Source organism: Kocuria sp. NBRC 114282, assembly GCF_030268385.1.
Taxonomy (GTDB): domain Bacteria; phylum Actinomycetota; class Actinomycetes; order Actinomycetales; family Micrococcaceae; genus Kocuria; species Kocuria palustris.
Window position 1 is genome coordinate 194,573 of record NZ_BSQO01000001.1, and the last position, 18,330, is coordinate 212,902.

14 protein-coding genes and 2 riboswitches are annotated in these 18,330 nt (G+C 70.9%); of the genes, 5 read left to right on the forward strand and 9 right to left on the reverse strand.

Annotated features, from left to right (window positions below; genetic code table 11):
* Nucleotides 1-125 precede the first annotated feature (125 nt).
* A riboswitch (SAM riboswitch) is annotated at nt 126-225 on the reverse strand.
* A gap of 195 nt (nt 226-420) precedes the next feature.
* Both QSJ40_RS00940 and QSJ40_RS00945 read left to right on the forward strand, forming a co-directional pair.
* Nucleotides 421-1,707, forward strand: coding sequence for an adenylosuccinate synthase (locus QSJ40_RS00940; RefSeq protein WP_285728360.1), 1,287 nt, complete (start codon nt 421-423; stop codon nt 1,705-1,707).
* 332 nt (nt 1,708-2,039) lie between these two features.
* On the forward strand, nt 2,040-3,434 hold the full coding sequence (locus QSJ40_RS00945) for an amino acid permease (RefSeq protein WP_285728864.1): 1,395 nt from the start codon (nt 2,040-2,042) through the stop codon (nt 3,432-3,434).
* 64 nt (nt 3,435-3,498) lie between these two features.
* Here the strand turns inward: QSJ40_RS00945 and QSJ40_RS00950 are convergent, their stop codons facing one another.
* Together QSJ40_RS00950 and QSJ40_RS00955 are read right to left on the reverse strand one after the other, a co-directional pair.
* Nucleotides 3,499-3,894 (reverse strand): DUF202 domain-containing protein, encoded by a 396-nt coding sequence (locus QSJ40_RS00950; protein WP_285728361.1) that lies wholly within the window; start codon nt 3,892-3,894, stop codon nt 3,499-3,501.
* Nucleotides 3,895-3,901: 7 nt separating this feature from the next.
* Nucleotides 3,902-4,297: a YidH family protein gene (locus tag QSJ40_RS00955; protein ID WP_285728362.1), complete on the reverse strand. Its 396-nt coding sequence runs from the start codon at nt 4,295-4,297 to the stop codon at nt 3,902-3,904.
* Between the two features lie 137 nt (nt 4,298-4,434).
* On the opposite strand from QSJ40_RS00955, the gene QSJ40_RS00960 reads away from it, so the two are divergent.
* Nucleotides 4,435-5,256 (forward strand): carbon-nitrogen hydrolase family protein, encoded by an 822-nt coding sequence (locus tag QSJ40_RS00960; RefSeq protein WP_058872003.1) that lies wholly within the window; start codon nt 4,435-4,437, stop codon nt 5,254-5,256.
* Nucleotides 5,257-5,345: 89 nt separating this feature from the next.
* On the opposite strand, the gene QSJ40_RS00965 is transcribed toward QSJ40_RS00960, so the two are convergent.
* Together QSJ40_RS00965 and QSJ40_RS00970 are read right to left on the reverse strand one after the other, a co-directional pair.
* A complete protein-coding gene (locus tag QSJ40_RS00965; RefSeq protein ID WP_285728363.1) occupies nt 5,346-7,424 on the reverse strand; it encodes a M13 family metallopeptidase in 2,079 nt (692 codons plus the stop codon).
* A gap of 105 nt (nt 7,425-7,529) precedes the next feature.
* The gene (locus tag QSJ40_RS00970) at nt 7,530-8,066 is read right to left on the reverse strand and encodes an NADPH-dependent FMN reductase (protein WP_268144532.1); all 537 of its coding nucleotides are present in this window, start codon (nt 8,064-8,066) and stop codon (nt 7,530-7,532) included.
* A gap of 186 nt (nt 8,067-8,252) precedes the next feature.
* Here QSJ40_RS00970 and QSJ40_RS00975 point away from each other — a divergent pair, with 186 nt between their 5' ends.
* The gene (locus QSJ40_RS00975) at nt 8,253-8,825 is read left to right on the forward strand and encodes a PaaI family thioesterase (RefSeq protein ID WP_082677025.1); all 573 of its coding nucleotides are present in this window, start codon (nt 8,253-8,255) and stop codon (nt 8,823-8,825) included.
* An 88-nt stretch (nt 8,826-8,913) separates the two neighbouring features.
* Here QSJ40_RS00975 and QSJ40_RS00980 read toward each other — a convergent pair whose 3' ends face one another.
* The 4 genes from QSJ40_RS00980 to QSJ40_RS00995 all read right to left on the reverse strand — a co-directional run bounded on the left by QSJ40_RS00980 (nt 8,914) and on the right by QSJ40_RS00995 (nt 14,696).
* Entirely contained in the window at nt 8,914-10,107 is a 1,194-nt protein-coding gene (locus QSJ40_RS00980; RefSeq protein ID WP_053447980.1) for a cobalamin-independent methionine synthase II family protein, read from the reverse strand.
* A 54-nt stretch (nt 10,108-10,161) separates the two neighbouring features.
* Nucleotides 10,162-11,373, reverse strand: a complete 1,212-nt coding sequence (locus QSJ40_RS00985; protein WP_259872564.1) for a cobalamin-independent methionine synthase II family protein — start codon at nt 11,371-11,373, stop codon at nt 10,162-10,164.
* A 16-nt stretch (nt 11,374-11,389) separates the two neighbouring features.
* Nucleotides 11,390-11,492, reverse strand: a riboswitch (SAM riboswitch).
* A 136-nt stretch (nt 11,493-11,628) separates the two neighbouring features.
* Nucleotides 11,629-13,113 (reverse strand): amino acid permease, encoded by a 1,485-nt coding sequence (locus QSJ40_RS00990; protein WP_352155815.1) that lies wholly within the window; start codon nt 13,111-13,113, stop codon nt 11,629-11,631.
* A gap of 230 nt (nt 13,114-13,343) precedes the next feature.
* The gene (locus tag QSJ40_RS00995) at nt 13,344-14,696 is read right to left on the reverse strand and encodes a glucose-6-phosphate dehydrogenase (protein ID WP_040560451.1); all 1,353 of its coding nucleotides are present in this window, start codon (nt 14,694-14,696) and stop codon (nt 13,344-13,346) included.
* Between the two features lie 55 nt (nt 14,697-14,751).
* Between QSJ40_RS00995 and QSJ40_RS01000 the strand changes: the two genes are divergently transcribed.
* Complete coding sequence (locus QSJ40_RS01000) at nt 14,752-16,758, forward strand: glycoside hydrolase family 15 protein (RefSeq protein ID WP_285728364.1); 2,007 nt, start codon at nt 14,752-14,754, stop codon at nt 16,756-16,758.
* On the opposite strand, the gene QSJ40_RS01005 is transcribed toward QSJ40_RS01000, so the two are convergent.
* Nucleotides 16,737-18,266: a gluconokinase gene (locus tag QSJ40_RS01005; protein WP_285728365.1), complete on the reverse strand. Its 1,530-nt coding sequence runs from the start codon at nt 18,264-18,266 to the stop codon at nt 16,737-16,739. The two genes, QSJ40_RS01000 and QSJ40_RS01005, sit on opposite strands and share 22 nt — an antisense overlap.
* Between the last annotated feature and the right edge of the window lie 64 nt (nt 18,267-18,330).

The following is an 18,330-nucleotide window of genomic DNA, read 5'->3' on the forward strand; positions in this document are numbered from 1 at the left end:
CCGTGTTCGCCTTTCCGTGGATGCCCGATGGAGGGCAGACCACGGGGTGCGCACGGAGGCCCGTGCCGGCGCTGACGATGCGCGGAAAGGCACGGGTCCGGTGGACCACGGAAGTCTGAGAAGACGCTCCATCGGTCCTGGCGGGAGCACCGGTCCCCGCAAGATCCGCGGGGATGGTTGCTGCGACGTCGACGAGCCAGGTCTCTCGGTCGCTCTGGATAGATAGCGAGATAGATACCACCCCAGGCGGCCCTGCTTGTCAACCCCCGAGATCTGCCACGGCCGCCAGGGAGGGGCGCGCGATAGGATCGCCCCGGACCGTCGCGCCCCCGGCCCGTGGCGCGCGATCCACCATGGCCTCCACAAGGCGCGTGGCGCAGCATCCAGACCTCGTGCGGGCCCAGTCAGGAGAGCAGTCGCATGCCAGCCATCTCGATCGTCGGAGCCCAGTGGGGCGATGAGGGCAAGGGCAAGGCCACGGACATCCTCGGCGGCCGCGCGGACTACGTCGTGAAGCCGAACGGCGGCAACAACGCCGGGCACACCGTGGTGGTGGGCGGCGACAAGTTCGAGCTCAAGCTGCTCCCCGCAGGCATCCTCTCCCCGCGGGCCACCCCCGTGATCGGCAACGGCGTGGTGGTCAACCCGCAGGCGCTGTTCGAGGAGATCGACGGCCTCGAGGCCCGCGGCGCGGACACCTCCAAGCTGCGCGTCTCGGCCAATGCGCACCTGGTGGCCCCGTACCACCAGACCCTCGACCAGGTCACCGAGCGGTTCCTGGGCAAGCGCGCGATCGGCACCACCGGTCGCGGGATCGGGCCCGCCTACATGGACAAGATCGGGCGCCTGGGCCTGCGCGCGCAGGACATCCTGGACGAGTCGATCCTGCGCCAGAAGATCGAGGGCGCCCTGCGGCAGAAGAACGAGCTGCTGCTCAAGGTCTACAACCGCCGCGCGTTCGAGAACGACGAGATCGTGGACTACTTCATGGGCTACGCCGAGCGCATGGCGCCCATGATCGTGGACTCCACGCGCCTGCTCAACGACGCCCTGGACCGCGACGAGACCGTCCTGCTCGAGGGCGGGCAGGCCACCTTCCTGGACGTCGATCACGGCACGTACCCGTTCGTGACCTCGTCGAACCCCACCACCGGCGGCGCTTGCGTGGGCGCGGGCATCGGGCCCACGCGCCTGACCCGCTCGATCGGCATCATCAAGGCGTACACGACCCGCGTGGGTGCCGGTCCGTTCCCCACCGAGCTGTTCGACGAGTCCGGGGAGCGGCTGCGCACCGTGGGCGGCGAGTTCGGCGTGAACACCGGGCGCCCGCGCCGCACCGGCTGGTACGACGCCGTGATGGCGCGTCACGCCTCGCGGATCAACGGCTTCACGGACTACTTCGTGACCAAGCTCGACGTCCTCACCGGGCTCGAGGAGATCCCGGTGTGCGTGGCCTACGACGTCGACGGCGTGCGCCACGACGAGATGCCCATGACGCAGACCGAGTTCCACCACGCCAAGCCGATCTACGAGATGTTCCCCGGCTGGTCGGAGGACATCTCGCAGGCCCAGACCCTCGAGGACCTGCCGGCCAATGCGCGCGACTACGTCCTGACCCTCGAGTCCATGTCCGGCACCCGGTTCTCCGCGATCGGCGTGGGCCCGGGCCGCGAGAACACGATCGAGCTGCGCGACCTGATCGACTGACGCCGCCTCGCCCGTGCGAGGACAGGCGCTCGGGATGGTGACAGATCGGCACCCCATCAGCCCTGATGGGGTGCCGATCTGTCACCATCCGCTGCGTCACCGTCCCGCGCGCGGACCGGGCTCGCCCGCCGTGTCGGATAGCATCTGGCAGACCCCTTGGGCGTGCTGCGCCTCGTCGTGCATGCAGGCGCCACTGATCGATGCCCGTCGCGGCGCCGTTCGATCCCCGACGTCGGAAGTGACTGACCGTGTCCACACAGAGCACCAGACTGGACCCCGCCTCGGCGCGGTCCGAGGGCGAGGGCCTGCGCCGCAGCCTCAAGACCCGGCACATGACCATGATCGCCATGGGCGGTGCGATCGGCACCGGGCTGTTCGTGGCCTCCGGCAACTCGATCGCCACGGCCGGGCCCGGTGGTGCGCTCGTGGCCTACATAGCGATCGGGCTCATGGTCTTCCTGCTCATGCAGTCCCTGGGCGAGATGTCCGCCTGGCGTCCCACCTCCGGATCCTTCGGCGATCACGCGGCGCGCTACGTCTCGCCGTCCTTCGGCTTCGCGATCGGCTGGAACTACTGGTTCAACTGGGCCATCACCCTGGCCGCGGAGCTCGTGGCGGCCGCCCTGGTCATGCGCTACTGGCTCCCCGACGTCCCCGCCTGGGTCTGGTCGGCGCTGTTCCTGCTGATCGTCTTCGGGCTCAACGCCCTGTCCACGCGGGCCTACGGCGAGGGTGAGTTCTGGCTCTCGGCGATCAAGGTGGCCGCCGTCGTCGTCTTCCTGGTGCTGGGCGTGCTGATGGTGCTGGGCATCATGGGCGGCGACGCCCCCGGCTTCGGCAACTGGACCGACGGGGAGGCGCCGTTCGTGGGCGGGCCCATGTCGATCCTGGCGATCTTCATGGTCGCCGGCTTCGCGTTCCAGGGCACCGAGCTCGTGGGCGTGGCGGCCGGTGAGGCCGAGGACCCGGAGCGCACCGTGCCCAAGGCGATCCGCACCGTGTTCGTGCGCATCCTGCTGTTCTACGTGCTGGCGATCATCGTGATCGGCTTCCTGCTGCCGTACACGCACCCGAACCTGCTGGCCTCGGACATCGAGGACGTCGCGATCTCGCCGTTCACCCTGGTGCTGCAGAACGCGGGCGTGGCCTTCGCCGGCTCCGTCATGAACGCCGTGATCCTCACGGCCATCCTCTCGGCCGGCAACTCCGGGCTGTATGCCTCCACGCGCATGCTCTGGTCCATGGCCACCGACGGCAAGGCCCCGGCCTGGCTGGCCAAGGTCAACCGCCGCGGCGTGCCCATGCGGGCGCTGCTGGTGACCTCGTCCTTCGGCCTGCTGGCCTTCCTCACCACGTTCATCGGCGAGGGCGCGGCCTACACCTGGCTGCTCAACGCCTCGGCTCTGGCGGGCTTCATCGTGTGGGCGGGCATCGCCTGGACGCATTACTGCTTCCGCCGGGCCTTCAAGGCGCAGGGGCGGCCGCTGTCCGAGCTGCCGTTCCGCTCGCGGTTCTTCCCCGCCGGCCCGATCGTCGCGCTGATCATGTGCCTGCTGGTCATCCTGGGCCAGGGCTACGACGCCTTCGTGAGCGGGACGGTGACGCCCATGTCGCTGCTGTCCTCGTACATCGGCCTGCCGCTGTTCCTGGCCTTCTGGATCGGGCACAAGCTGAGCTCCAAGGAGCCGGCCGTCGATCCCGCGCAGGCGGATCTCTCGCGCGGCTGAGCCGCCGTCACAGCACGCAGGAGGGCCTCGGGAGACCGGGGCCCTCCTTCCGTGCCCTCGGCGCTCAGGCCCACAGGATCGTGAGCAGGCTCAGCGCCCCCAGCACCACGACGGCCGCGCTGATCGCCACGATCTCGACCGGATCGGGGGCCGAGGCCTCCCGGGCCACGCTGTGCACCCCGCGCCTGTAGCGCAGGCCCTGCCGCAGCCACAGGCCCAGTGCCAGCAGCGCCGCGGCGGCCAGGGGGAGCACGGCGGCCAGACCGTGATGGGGCAGCCAGCGCAGCAGCAGCGCGGCCGCGACCACGAGCGCCATCAGCGTCCGGGCCCAGGCCAGCGAGGTGCGCTCGGGCTGCAGACCGGGGTCGTCGTGGGAGGGGTGCTCGCGGGCGCCTCGAGGGCCCCGGAGGCCGTCGGGCCTGCGGGGCTCGGTGCCGTCGCGGCGGCGGGGGAGGGGCATGAGTGGCTCAGCGCCCGATCAGGACGCCGAGCAGCACACCGGCGGCCAATGCGGCACCCAGGGACAGCACCGGGGCCATGATCGCCAGCGGCAGCGGGGAGCGTCGGCGCATGGCGCGCTCGACCCGCAGCCACCGCACGCTCGCGGAGATCGCCACGACCATGGACAGGGCGATCAGCCCGGCCGCCAGCACCACGCGCACGGCCTGGGGGATCAGGTCCCCGGCGAAGGCCTCCAGCGCGATGCCGCCGGCGAGCAGCCCCAGGGCCGTGCGGATCCAGGCCAGGAAGGTCCGCTCGTTGGCCAGGGTGAAGCGCGGGTCCGGCTCGAGGCCGCCGCCGAGCAGGCGCGCTGCGAACGGGGACCGTTCGGGATCCCCGGGCGGCTGCGCAGTGCGGTTCATGGGAGCCACGCTACCGGGCGCCACACGGTGTCACGGGCTTTCCGGGCCTTCCGGGCTGTCCGCCGGGGGCCATAGGCTTTCCGCTGGACGCCCGACACAGCCACCGCCCGCGGTGGCGAGACCAAGGAGGATCCCCCGTGCGACTCGCGCTCGCCCAGATCGACCCGGCCCCGGACGTCGCGGCCAATCTGGCGACCATCCGCCGCCACGTCACCGATGCCGCCGCTCGCGGCGCGGACCTGGTGGTCTTCCCAGAGGAGGCGATGCTCGGGGTGGAGTCCGGGGTCAAGGACCGCTTCGCCGAGATCGTGGCGCGCGAGTGGGACACGTTCGTGACCTCGCTGCAGGAGCTGGCGCATCAGGAGCGGATCGCGATCGTCGCCGGAGCCTACGAGCCCTCGGACGATCACCGCCCGTACAACACCCTGGTGGCCGTGGGCGCGGACGGGTCGCTGCTGGCCACCTATCGCAAGCTGCACCTCTACGACGCCTTCTCCTACCAGGAGTCCGAGCGCATCCGCCCCGGGGATGCGGGGACGGCGAGCATCGAGGTCGCCGGTGTGCGGATCGGGCTGAGCACCTGCTACGACATCCGCTTCCCCGAGCTCTACCGCGCCCTGGCCGACGACGGCGCCCAGCTCGTCCTGGTGCCCGCGGCCTGGTTCTCCGGCCCGGACAAGGTCCGCCACTGGGAGACGCTGCTGGCCGCGCGCGCGATCGAGAACACCCTGTGGATCGCGGCGGCGGACACCTTCAACGACCACACGGTCGGGCACTCCCAGGTCCGCGATCCGCTGGGCGGGCTCACCGCCCGGGTCGAGGAGGGCGAGCGGCTGCTGATCACCCAGATCGACACCCGACGCGTGGACGAGGTGCGCTCCACCGTGCCGTCGCTGGCGAACCGGCGCTTCCGCCCCGGCTCCCTGGCCGAGCAGCCTCTGGGGCAGCAGCAGGACTGAGTCCCAGCACCGCACGAGTACGACGACGGCCGGCCGCCCCCCTGCGCAGGGAGCGACCGGCCGCAGTCATCCGACAGGAGCCGGGCTGATCACCAGATGCGCACGCGCTCCTGGGGGTCCAGCCACATCAGATCGGACTCCGTGGTGCCGAAGGCCTCGTGGAAGGCATCGACGTTGCGCGCCGTCTGATTGGCGCGGAACTCGTTGGGGGAGTGGACGTCGACCGCCAGGCGCTGGGCCGTGGTCTCGTCGCGTGCCTTCTGCTGCCAGATGAAGGACCAGGACAGGAACAGCTTCTGCGCCGGGGTGAAGCCGTCGTCGTCCTGCTCCCCGAAGGCCGCGGGATCCGCACCGGCGCGCTCGCGGGCCTCGTCCGGGTCGTCAGCGGTCTCGACCACGCCGCGGGAGAGCTCCCACGCCTTGTAGGCGATCGACAGCCCTCCGAGGTCGCCGATGTTCTCGCCCAGGGTCATGCGCCCGTTGACCGTCGGCGGCTCCGGGCGATCGGCGAGCTGGTCCGGCACCAGGCCGTCGTACTGGCTGACCAGGCGCTCGGTGCGCTCCTCGAAGGCCGCGCGGTCCTCGTCGGACCACCAGTTGCGCAGGCGGCCGTCGCCGTCGGCGGTGGAGCCCTTGTCGTCGAAGCCGTGCCCGATCTCGTGGCCGATCACGGAGCCGATGCCGCCGTAGTTCATGGCGTCCTCGGCGTCCTCGTCGAAGAACGGGGGCTGCAGGATGGCCGCCGGGAAGACGATCTCGTTGCGCAGCGGGTGGTAGTAGGCGTTGACCGTCTGCGGGGTCATCAGCCACTCGTGCTTCTCCACCGGCTTCCCGGCCTTGCGGATCAGCTCGGCGCGCTCGAACTCCGAGGTGCGCACGATGTTGCCCACCAGATCATCGGCGCGGATCTCCAGCTGCGAGTAGTCCCGCCACTTCTCCGGGTAGCCGATCTTGGGGGTGAACGACGCCAGCTTGCGCAGCGCCTCAGCGCGGGTGGAATCGGTCATCCAGTCCAGCGTCTCGATCGAGCGCCGGTAGGCGGCCAGCAGGTTCTGGACGAGCTCGTCCATCCGCGATTTGGCCGTGGGGGAGAAGTGGCGCTCGACGTAGACGCGGCCCACGGCCTCGCCCAGCACGCCGTTGACCAGCCCGACTCCGCGCTTCCAGCGCTCCTTGAGCTCCGGGGTGCCGGAGAGGACCGTGCCGTAGAAGGCGAAGTCCGCCTCCACGAACGCCGCCGAGAGGTAGGCCGCCCGCGAGTTCACGATCTGCCAGCGGGCCCAGGCCTTCCAGTCCTCCAGGCGGGAGGCGTCGAACAGGGGATCGAGCTCGGCGAAGAACGACGGCTGCTGATCCACCACGGTCTCCACAGCCGAGGCCGGCAACCCGAGGCCCTCGAGCAGCAGGGCGCTCCAATCGAGGTTGCGGCTGAGCTGCTGCAGCTCCTCCAGCGACTTGGGGTTGTACATCTTGGTGAGGTCGCGGACCTCGACCTTGTCCCAGTGCCGCTGGGCGATCTCGGTCTCGAGCCCGAAGATCCGCTCGGCCTCATCGTGGGCGCGCTCGATCCCGGCGAGTTCGAGCATCCGGGCGATGTGCTCGCGGTACTTCTGGCGGATCTCGGTGTGCTGGGCCTCCCGGTAGTACTCCTCGTCGGGAAGCCCGATCCCCGACTGGCCGATGAAGACCAGGCTGCGTCCGGGATCGCCCGGATCGGCGTCGGTGTCCACGCCCAGCACCGAGGACACGCCGCGGGCCAGCAGGCGGCCGAACAGGCGGGACAGGCCCTGCACGTCCTGGACGGCGTCGACCTCCGCGAGGTCCTCGGCCAGAGGCTGCGCGCCCAGCTGCTCGAGGCGCTGCTCGTCCATGTAGGAGGCGTAGAGGTCCGCGATCTTCGCACGGATCGGATCCGGGTCCTCGCCCGGCTCCTCGGTCACGATCTCGCGCACCGCCTCCTCCGCGCGGTCGCGCAGCACGACGAAAGCGCCGATCAGCGCCTTGTCCTCCGGGATCTGCGCCTCGCGCAGCCACGGGCCGTTCACGTAGCGGAAGAGGTCGTCCTGCGGGCGGACCGTGCGATCGAAGGTCGTGGCGTCCAGGGAGGTCATGGCCTCCTCCGGCGTGTCGGCGGGAGCGGGTCCGGGTGCGGCGGTGCTGTCGGTCATACCGCCAGGCTAGTGGCCCGGGAGGGTGCCGGTGGGCCCGCTTCGCCGAGCGCGTGACGACGACGGCGGCCCCGAGCGCAGGTGCTCGGGGCCGCCGGGGTGCGATCAGGCGCCGGCGGCGATGACCTCGTCGAGCACGCCGTTCAGGGCCGTGACCTTGGGGTCGGAGTCGATCACGGCGCCGTCGGCGAAGTCGGTGAAGATGCTCAGATCCACGGCGGCGCGCACGACGGTCTGGGAGAAGTTGGCCATGATCAGGCGCCACTGCTCGACCGCGCGCACGCCGCCCACGGCGCCGTAGCCGACCAGGCCGAGGACCTTGCCGTTCCACTCGGAGCCCAGCGAGTCGACCGCGTTCTTGAAGCCGCCGGGGACGCCGTGGTTGTACTCCGGGGTGACGAAGATGTAGCCGTCGAGGTCGTCGACCACGCGGGACCAGGCCTGGACCTGCTCGGAGTCGTAGGACTTGTCCGCCATGGCGGGCAGGGTGGCCGAGGAGAAGACCGGGAGGTCGAAGTCCTTGAGGCTCACGAGCTCGAACTCGGCGCCGCCCTTGGCCTGGGCGTGGCGCAGGACCCACTCGCCCACGGAGGCGCCGACCTGCCCGTCACGGACGCTTCCCACGATGATGCCGATCTTCACAGCTGTCTCCTTGAGGTCTTCGCGCGGCCGGGGGGCGACCGCAAGTGCGTGACACATCATTCGCTTTGTGCGTCTGCGCTGTCCAGGGGCGATGCCGTGAGTCGGCTCACAGGGCGAACTCGGCTACCGTGTGGAGCGGATCACACGCGGCGCCGCTGCGCCGATCGCACAGCCCCAGGAGATGTCATGACCGCTCCCCATCAGCAGCCCGCCGAGGATCGGTCCCCGGCAGCCCACGAGGATCCCACCCCGCCCGATGCGCGCCGCGTGACCCCGTCCTCGCAGCGGATCGCGGAGGGGGCGCAGAAGCTCTCGGAGTCCGGCATCCCGCAGGCCCTGGCTGATCTGGCGCAGGCCTCGGACAAGGCGGCCGCGCTCAACGCGCACGGCGGCGAGCTCTGCGAGAAGCTCGGCATCGAGTACCTGGAGGCCTCGGCCCAGCGGGTGGTCGCGCGCATGCCGGTCGAGGGCAACCGCCAGCCCGTGGGCCTGCTGCACGGCGGGGCCACGATCTCGCTGGCCGAGTCGCTGGGCTCCATGGGGGCCTTCATCCACGGTGCGGGGCTCGGGCGCGTGGCCGTGGGGCTCGAGGTCAGCACCACCCACCATGCCTCCGCCCGCAGCGGCTGGGTCATCGCCACGGCGGAGGCGCTGCAGCTCGGGCGCTCGATCGCGACCTACGAGGTGGTGGTGCGCGCCGAGGCGGACAATCGCCGCATCTCGACCGTGCGCATCACCTGCTTCCTCAAGGAGCTCTGACCCCCTCTCCTTCCGCCGAGTGGATCCCCAGTTGCGCTGTTCTGCCTCTCAGCGCAACTGAGCATCCACTCGGCGTGTGCGGGGAGGCTCAGAAGAGGCGGGACGAGGCGATCTCGGCGCCCTGAGCCAGTGCCTCCAGCTTGGCGGCGGCGATCTGCGGGTGGATGCGCCCGCCCAGACCGCAGTCGGTCGAGGCGATCACGCGCTCGCGACCCACGACCGAGGCGAAGCGCTCGATGCGCTCGGCCACCAGCTCCGGGTGCTCGACCACGTTGGTCGCATGCGAGACGATGCCCGGGATGATCAGCTTGTCCTCGGGCAGGGAGACGTCCTCCCACACGCGCCACTCGTGCTCGTGGCGGGCGTTGGCGGCCTCGAAGGAGAACGCGCCGGCGTCGATCTGCAGCATGGTGCGCACCAGGTGCTTGAACTCCAGATCCGTGGTGTGCGGGCCGTGCCAGGAGCCCCAGCACAGGTGGAAGCGGACCTGCTCGGCGGGGATGCCCTCGAGCGCGTAGTTGATCGCCTCCACGCGCTTGGCCGTGAACGCCAGGTAGTCCTCGACCGACGGCTCGGGGTTGATCTGATCCCAGTTCTCCGCGATCGAGGGGTCGTCGATCTGCACGATCAGCCCGGCGTCGGTGATCGCCCGGTACTCCTCGCGCATGGCCTCGGCACATGCCTGCAGGACCTCGTCCTCGTCGCCGTAGTGCTTGTCCTCCAGGCGCGCGCACGACCCCGGCGAGAGCGAAGCCAGGTAGCCCTCGGACGCGCCCGTGGTCTCCAGCGCGCGCTTGAGGTTGGCGATGTCCCGGGCGACGGCCTCCTGGCCGACATAGCGGATCGGGCCCACGAACTCGGGGAACGGCGGCTGATTGCCTGTCGAGATCCCGCTGGAGGGGTCGGTGTAGGCGTCCTGGAAGCGCTGCCGGTCACGACGGTCGCCGAAGCTCGTGAGCCGCACATGACCCGGCTCGGAGCGCACGGCCGGCTGGTTCCAGAGATCGACCGAGCCGGGGCCCAGTCCGTCGAGGCGGTCGAAGATGTAGTGCCACCAGGCGCCGTAGTCGGTGTCCTCGGACATGGCATGGCCGTACTCGCCGTCGTTGACGACGTCGATCCCCAGGTTCTTCTGGCGCTGGACGACGTCGACGACGGACTCGGTGAGCAGCTGGTCGTAGTCCTGCCCGCCGGTGCGGGCGCGGTTGGCCTCGATGAGCTGATCGGTGCGCGGCAGGGAGCCGGCGTGGGTGGTGAGGATGCGGTTCTCGGAGCGGTGCATGAAGAGGTTCCGTTCTGTGTGAGATGGGTATCCACTCGGAGGTGGGGAGAGGGGTCAGAAGAGGCGGCTCGAGGCGATCTGCGCGCCCTCGGCCAGCGACTCGAGCTTGGCCATGGCGATCTGCGGGTGCAGACGGCCGCCCAGCCCGCAGTCGGTCGAGGCGATGACGCGCTCGCGGCCCACGACGGAGGCGAAGCGCTCGATGCGCTCGGCCACCAGCTCCGGGTGCTCGACCACGTTGGTGGAGTGCGAGACGACGCCCGGGATGATGACCTTGTCCTCGGGCAGCCCGGCATCCGCCCACTCGCGCCACTCATGGCCGTGACGGGCGGAGGCCGCCTCGAAGGAGTAGCCGCCGGCGTCGATCTGCAGCAGGGGCTCGATCAGGTGCTTGAGCTCCAGGTCGGTCGTGTGCGGGCCGTGCCAGGAGCCCCAGCACAGGTGGAATCGGATCTGCTCCTGCGGCAGCCCGCGCAGCGCGTGGTTCAGCGCCTCGATCCGCAGCTGGATGAAGGAGCGGTAGTCCTCGAGCGAGGGCTCCGGGTTGATCTGGTCCCACGACTCGGCGATCGAGGGGTCGTCGATCTGCACGATCAGCCCGGCGTCGACGATCGCCTGGTACTCCTCGCGCATGGCATCGGCGCAGGCGTAGACGAGCTCCTCATCGGTGGCGTAGTACTCGTTGCTCACTCGGGCGCAGGAGCCGGGGGACAGCGCGGCGATGAAGCCCTTCTCGGCGCCGGAGCCCTCGAGCGCGGACTGGAGGTTCGCGATGTCCGCCTGCACGGCGTCGTGGCCGGTGTAGGTCAGCGGCCCGGTGATCTTGGGCTGGGCCACCCGCTTGCGGGCGGTGAGGATACCGGAGGACTGATCGGCGTAGGCCTCGGCGAAGCGCTGGCGGTCGCGGCGATCGGCGAACGACGTCAGCACGATATTGCCGGGCGAGGAGCGCCTGGCGCCGGCGTTCGGGTCCCAGCGGTCCTCGTCGGAGGGGCTCAGCCCGCCCAGGCGGGAGAAGGAGTAGTTCCACCAGGCGCCGTAGTCCACGGAGCTGGACATGGTGTGGCCGTACTCGCCGTCGTTGACGATGTCGATGCCGATCTCGGACTGCCGGGCGACGATGTCGCGTACGCCCTGCTGCATGGTGGCCACGAGCTCCTCCCACGAGATCGTGCCGGCCTGGTAGGCCTCGTTCGCGGCCAGCAGCTCGGGGGTGCGGGGCAGGGAGCCCACGTGGGTGGTCTGGATGCGGTCGGTGTTCAGCATGCGCGAAGGCACGTCCTTTCCATCGGTCCTGGCGGGAGCACCTCTGCGCTGGGGACGGATCCCCGCATGGTTGCTGCGACGTCTTCGAGCCAAGGTCTCTCGGTCGCTCGTGATGGTGACGCCGATCATCCTGCCATGCCGCGGGCGTCGCACCCAACCCACGAAAGCCGCCGAGTGGATCCCCAGTTGCGCTGTTCGCCCGAACAGCGCAACGGGGGATCCACTCGGCGGGGTGGGGGGTGGGGGAACGGAGGGTCAGCGGGGCATCGCTGCCGGGTCGTCGAACTCCTCCGGGGCGCGGAAGCGGGTCACGCCGCGCCGCTTGGCCAGCACAGCGCCGATGATCCACAGGAGAGCGAACAGGCCCGCCGTGAGCAGGATCTGCTGACGCACGCCGGGCACCGTCATGCCCAGGATCACGACGGCCACCATGCCCGCCAGCGCCACGTAGGACAGCACCGGGTAGCCCCAGGCCCTGAGCACGAGCTCGCGGCCCTCGCGCTCGGCGCGGCGGCGCAGCACCAGGTGGGAGACGATCGTCATGGTCCAGATGACGATCAAGGTGGAGCCCACGATGTTGAGCAGGATGCCCAGGATCTCCTCGGCCCACAGGTAGTTCAGCCCGACCGTCACGAAGCCGAAGGCCACCGAGGCCAGCACCGCGGCCACCGGCACGCCGCGGGGGTTGGTCCTGCTCAGCGCGACCGGTGCCAGGCTGCGGTGGGACAGCGAGAAGATCATCCGCGAGGCGCCGTACAGGTTGGCGTTCAGCGACGACAGCAGCGCGACGGTCACCACGACCGCCATGATGGAGGCGACGGCCGGAAGCCCCGCGGTGTTGAGCACGGCCACGAACGGGGAGGCCAGCAGGTTCTCGTCGTTCCACGGCATGGCCAGGACCATGATGGCCACGGAGCCCATGTAGAAGATCAGGATGCGCCACACGATGGTGCGGATCGCCCGGCCCACGTTCTTCTCGGGGTCCTCGGTCTCGGCCGCCGCCACGGCCACGATCTCGATGCCGCCGAAGGCGAAGGCCACGATCAGCAGGCCGGCGGCCACGCCTCCGATGCCGTTGGGCATGAAGCCGCCGTGGGCGGTGAGATTGGCCAGGCCGGGCGCCTCGGCCGTGGGCAGCAGGCCGATCACGAACAGCCCGCCGATCACCAGGAAGACGACGACGGCGGCGACCTTGAGCAGCGAGAACCAGAACTCGAACTCGCCGAACTGCCCCACGCCGATGAGGTTGATGGCGGTGAAGATGATCATGAAGATCAGCGCGAGCAGCCACTGCGGGGCGATGGGCCAGGCGGAGACCAGGATCTGGGCGGCCGCGGTGGCCTCGGCGGCGATCACGATGATCAGCTGCACCCACCACAGCCAGCCGACGGCGAAGCCCGCGGCCGGGCTGACGGCTCGGCCCGCATAGACGGAGAAGGCGCCGGAGGTGGGGTGATCGGCGACCATCTCGCCGAGCATGCGCATGATCAGGATGATCAGGAACCCGGCGACGACGTAGGACACGAGCACCGACGGCCCGGCGGCGGCGATGCCTGCCCCCGAGCCGACGAACAGGCCTGCGCCGATGGCCGAGCCGAGGCTCATCATGACCAGGTGGCGGCCCTTCATGTGGGCCTTCAGATTCGAGTCCTGGGGGCCGTCTGCCCCGGGCGCTGCGGCAGCCGTGGTGCTCTGCGAATGGCGTCCGCGACTGGTCGCGGGCGAGGATCCGGAACCCATGGGGGCCTCCTGGTGGTGAGGGCGCCGGGGGATCGGCCTCGGGCGCCTGTGCTGCACGTCACAATCTGATGGCGACACACTAGGCCACCCCGAGGGCGAGTTCCGGGCCTCCGCGGAAGCCTTCGCGAGCGTCGGACGATGCGCCCCGTGATCCGCGTCTCACGGCTGGGATCGTCCGGCGTGCCTGCGCGCAGCGGGCGAGGGCGTCCGCTGCGCGCAGGTGTGTGACATCAGATCGTCTCGGGGCCCTCCGAGCCCGCCTGATAGTCCTGCACCGGCACCAGGCCGTCCGCCACGGCGTCGATCGCCGGCTGCACGATCCGCCAGCAGTGCTGCGAGGCCTCGGCGCTGACGCTGAAGGAGCGGTCGGCGTCGAGCATGCGGCGCACCACGGAGCCGTAGGCGGAGAAGGGCGACTCGGGGGTGGCCGAGGACAGGGTCACCCGCGAGGTCCCGCGGGGGTCGAAGGGGCCGCCCGCGCTGAGCTCGAGGCTGATCTCGCCGGTGGCCAGGTCCACTCGCAGGATGTCACCGGCGGGGTCGCCGAACTCCTGGGCCCCGGCGGGGACGGGGCGGAAGCGCACCAGCACCTCCTGATGCGGCGAGCCGATGGCCTTGCCGGAGCGCAGGTGCACGGGCACGCCCTGCCACCGCCAGCTGTCGACCTCGACCGTGAGCCGGGCCCAGGTCTCGGTGCCGTTGGCGGGATCCACGCCCTCCTCGTCGACGTACGACGGCAGCTCGCGGCCGTCGATGCTGCCGGCCGTGTACCGACCCGCGGCCATGTTCTGCTCGATAGGGCCGATCACGCTGGTGCGGGCCAGGACCTGGGAGATCAGCTCCGGGATCTCGCCATCGGCGATCGACGACGGCGGGTCCATCATCAGCACGCCCATGACCTGCAGCAGGTGGGACTGGTGCATGTCGCGGATGGCGCCGGTGGCGTCGTAGAAGCCGGCTCGGCCCTCGAGGCCGAGCGTCTCGTCGAACGTGATGGAGATGGACTCGACCAGATCGCGGTGCAGCAGCGGCTCGATGATCCGGTTCGCGAAGCGCAGGCCCACCAGATCCAGCACGGCGGGCTCGCCCAGGAAGTGATCGATCCGCAGGATCCGGTCGGCCGGGACCAGGCGATCGGCCAGGCGGTTGAGCTCGCGGGCGGAGTCCTCGTCCGTGCCGATCGGCTTCTCGAGCGCCAGCCAGAGGTCCTGGGGCAGCTCGATCTCGCTCAGCGCGTCGAGCACCTTGCCGGTCACGGCCGGGGCGAGGGCGAAGTAGAGCACCACGCGGCCGTCGTCAGCGTGCTCGAGCAGCTGGGCCAGCTCCTGCGGGGAGGAGGCATCGGCGGTGACCCATTCCGTGGTCTCGAGGGTCCGCTCGACGGCCGGACCGGCGGAGTCGCCGAAGGCCTGGGCGACCGTGTCCCTCCAGTCCTGCTTGTCCGTCCGCGCGCTGCCGATCACCCTCACCTGCCGCTCGGGCTGCAGGGCCAGGACCTCGCCGAGCCCTGGCAGCAGCAGACGGGAGGTGAGGTCGCCGGAGGCGCCCAGGACGATCAGGGTGGTGGGGGTCGTGTCGGTCATGGCTCCCACTGTAGGCAGGGCCTGCGACGTCCGCCCCCTCTGCTGTGATGGGGCCATGAGCCACGACAGCACGCGCCCCGCCTCCGTCCCCCTCGAGGACTACGCCCTGCTCTCGGATCTGCGCACCGCGCCGCTGGTCTCCCGCGAGGGCAGCGTGGACTGGCTGTGCTTCCCGTCGGTGGACTCCGCCGCGGTGTTCTCCGCTCTGCTCGGGGACCCGGACGACGGACGCTGGCAGCTGAGGATCGCCGACGGAGAGGTCGTCTCGCGGCGCTATCGACCGGGGACCTTCGTCCTGGAGACGCAGTGGCGCTCGCCGAGCGGGTGCGCGACCGTCGTGGACGCCCTGCCCACCGGCGACGACCGGGCGAACCTGGTGCGGGAGGTGACCTGCACGGAAGGGGTCGTCACGGTCGAGCACGATCTGCGCATCCGCCCCGACTACAACCGCAGCTCCCCCTGGGTGCACCTGCGCGAGCTGCCCGAGGGCGGCAGCGGGATCGCAGCCATCGCCGGGCCGGACATGCTCGTGCTGCGCGGCCCGCTGCTGTCGGCGCAGGAGGACGACGACTCCCGCCACGACCTCAGCGCCGAGGGCGAGGTCGGGCGCTGGCTCGGCGGCTCCTTCGAGCTGCAGGCCGGGAAGACCCAGGCGTGGGTCCTGACCTGGTGCTCCTCCTGGAGCCCTCTGCCGGAGGCCGTGGACGCTTCCGTCGCGCTGGAGCGCACCGAGTGCTACTGGCGGGACTGGCGGGACGCCACCTGCTCCCAGCAGACGGTCAGTGAGGGGCAGGAGCGGTCGCTGCTCGTGCTGCGCGCGCTCACGCACGGGGAGACGGGCGGCATCGCGGCCGCCCCCACCGCTGGGCTGCCCGAGGACTTCGGCGGGGTGCGCAACTGGGACTACCGCTACACGTGGCTGCGCGACGCCTCGCTGACCATCGAGGCGGTGGTGGATCACGGCCACACCGAGGGCGCCCGCCACTGGCGGGACTGGCTGCTGCGCGCGGTCGCAGGCGACCCGGAGCGGATCCAGATCATGTACGGGATCGACGGACGCCGCAGGCTGCCCGAGCACGAGCTGGAGCATCTCTCGGGCTATGAGGGGTCGCGGCCGGTGCGCATCGGCAACGGCGCGGTAGATCAGTACCAGGCCGACGTGATGGGCGAGGTCATGCTCGCCCTGGCCGCGCTGCGCGACGCCGGCGAGCCGGAGGACCTCTGGTCCTGGGGCCTGCAGAAGACCCTGCTGCGCTACTGCGAGCAGCGCATCGACGAGCCCGACCACGGCCTGTGGGAGATGCGCGGGGAGCCCGCGTTCTTCACCCACGGCCGCGTGATGATGTGGGCGGCGTTCAACGAGGGCCTGCGCGCGGTGCACGAGCACGGCCAGATCCGCGACGGCGTGGCCGAGGCCGACGGCTGGCCGGACATCGCGGACCAGCAGCCTTCCGAGGGCCATGAGGACGCGATGCCCGAGGCGGAGACGGTGATCCTTGCCACCCCGGAGGAGATCCGACGGTGGACGGAGCTGCGGGACCGCCTCCACTCGGAGATCATGTCCGAAGGCTGGAACGAGCAGCTGGGCTCCTTCACCCAGACCTACGCACCCGGCCACGGCAGCCAGGAGGTCGACGCCTCGCTGCTGCAGCTGCCGCACACCGGGTTCATCGCGGCCGATGATCCCAGGATGCTGGGCACGGTGTCGCGGATCGAGCAGGACCTGGTCGACGAGCACGGGTTCGTGGCTCGCTACCGCACCGCCTCGGGCTCGGACGGGCTGGCGGGCGGCGAGTACCCGTTCCTGCTGTGCCTGGCCTGGCTGGCCGAGCAGTACGCCCGCTCCGGACGCGTGGAGGACGGGCGAGGGGCGCTGGATCGGCTGGAGGGCTGCGCCAACGACCTCGGGCTGCTGGCCGAGGAGTTCTCGCCGGAGCACCAGCGCCTGGCGGGCAACTTCCCGCAGGCATTCAGCCACCTGGGCCACCTGCGCGCCGCGCAGGCTGTCGAGCGGGCCGAGGGCTCAGCGCGGGAGGCGGCTCAGGCGAACAGCCCCTCGTAGGCCTCCTGGAAGCGCTCGGCGACCCGATCCCAGTGCTCACGGACCTCCGGGTTCGGGTCGAAGGTGTGCGCGTACGGCGGATCCACGGGCTCGATGTCCGGGGAGAGGACCTCGGAGGCCAGCACGGCCGTGCCGCGCAGGGTCGAGCGCTTGAAGGTGGCCTGGACGGCGCTGCGCCCCAGCAGGTCAGAGAGCTGCTGCTGCAGGCCCGGGACGGACTGGGTCATCCCGCCTGCGGTCACGAGGCGCTCGACCTCGCCGGAGGCCTCGGTGAGCTGCTGGGCCACGCGGCCGTAGGCGGCCGCCACGCCCTCCATCACTCCGCGCAGGATGTCCTCGGGGCTCGTGGCTGCCGAGAGCCCGAGCACGGCGGCGCGGGCGTCGCCCACCCATCCGGTGGAGCGCTCGCCGGTGAGGAAGGGCAGGACCAGCGGGGTCGTGGGATCGATCGGGCGCTGGGCCACGTCCTCGGGGGAGAGGTCCTCGGGCAGGCGCAGGGTCTCCTCGGCCCAGGTGACGGCGCGGCTGGCGTCGTTGATGGCCCCGCCGAGCAGGCAGCGGGTGTCGTCGATGCGGTAGCACCACAGTCCCGACGGGATGGTCTCGGGCTGCTCGTGCAGCAGCACGCGCATGGCCCCGGAGGTGGCCATGGAGGTGACCATGGTGGTCGCATCCCGGCCGCCGGAGCCCACGTTGGCGCTGAGGCCGTCGGCCACGGGGGCGAACCACTTGGCCTGGCGCAGCGCCGGCCACCGCTCGGCCACGGCCGGGGGCACCTCGCGGATGGGCTGGTTGGGGCGGGCGATCAGCGACAGCGACTCCCGCTCGACCTGGGCCAGCTCGAGCATCCGATCCGACCAGTCTCCGGTGCGCCGATCCAGCAGACCGGTCCAGGCGGCGGTGGAGGTCCCCACGCGCGCCTTGCCGAGCAGGCGCAGGTGGAAGTACTCGCCCAGCGACATCCACCGGGTCGTGGCGGCGAAGGCCTCCGGCTCGGTCTCGCGCAGCCAGCGGAAGCGCGGCGTCAGATAGGACGTGTGCAGGCGGGTGCCCGTCAGCTGCTGGATCTCGGCCTCGTCGACCTCCTGCCGCAGCGCGGCCAGTTGCCCGCTGGAGCGGGAGTCGGCGTAGGTGTAGCAGGTGGTGGTGGCGCGGCGACGGGAGTCGGTGCCCACCAGGGAGGAGGCGAAGGTGTCGATCGCGACGCCGCCCACCCGGCCGACGAGTTCCTGGCGCGAGCCGATGATCTGATCGATCAGGCGGCACAGCTCCTCGACCACCTGATCCGGATCGATCGTGCTGGTGCCGTCGACGGCGGTGGTGAAGTGGTGCGGGATCTTGTCCCGGTAGCCGCGCACCGGCGTGCCCGTGGCGTCGTGGAGGCTGCCGCGGGTGGCGGTGGAGCCGACGTCGAGGGCGAGGACGAGGGGGTCGACGGCGTCCTTGAGCGGGACGGCGAAATCCACGTCGTCGTCGGTCTTGGGCGGACGGGGTGCGGACTTGGCCACGTGCGGGTCCTTTGACGAGGGTCTCGGTGCGGCGGGCCGGCCCTCGGCCGCGGTGCCCGCTGCG

Coding starts and splice junctions, on each gene's coding strand:
- QSJ40_RS00940 (WP_285728360.1), top strand. CDS start 421: ATGCCAGCCATCTCGATCGTCGGAGCCCAGTGGGGCGATGAGGGCAAG.
- QSJ40_RS00945 (WP_285728864.1), top strand. CDS start 2,040: ATGACCATGATCGCCATGGGCGGTGCGATCGGCACCGGGCTGTTCGTG.
- QSJ40_RS00950 (WP_285728361.1), bottom strand. CDS start 3,894: ATGCCCCTCCCCCGCCGCCGCGACGGCACCGAGCCCCGCAGGCCCGAC.
- QSJ40_RS00955 (WP_285728362.1), bottom strand. CDS start 4,297: ATGAACCGCACTGCGCAGCCGCCCGGGGATCCCGAACGGTCCCCGTTC.
- QSJ40_RS00965 (WP_285728363.1), bottom strand. CDS start 7,424: ATGACCGACAGCACCGCCGCACCCGGACCCGCTCCCGCCGACACGCCG.
- QSJ40_RS00975 (WP_082677025.1), top strand. CDS start 8,253: ATGACCGCTCCCCATCAGCAGCCCGCCGAGGATCGGTCCCCGGCAGCC.
- QSJ40_RS00980 (WP_053447980.1), bottom strand. CDS start 10,107: ATGCACCGCTCCGAGAACCGCATCCTCACCACCCACGCCGGCTCCCTG.
- QSJ40_RS00985 (WP_259872564.1), bottom strand. CDS start 11,373: ATGCTGAACACCGACCGCATCCAGACCACCCACGTGGGCTCCCTGCCC.
- QSJ40_RS00990 (WP_352155815.1), bottom strand. CDS start 13,113: ATGGGTTCCGGATCCTCGCCCGCGACCAGTCGCGGACGCCATTCGCAG.
- QSJ40_RS00995 (WP_040560451.1), bottom strand. CDS start 14,696: ATGACCGACACGACCCCCACCACCCTGATCGTCCTGGGCGCCTCCGGC.
- QSJ40_RS01000 (WP_285728364.1), top strand. CDS start 14,752: ATGAGCCACGACAGCACGCGCCCCGCCTCCGTCCCCCTCGAGGACTAC.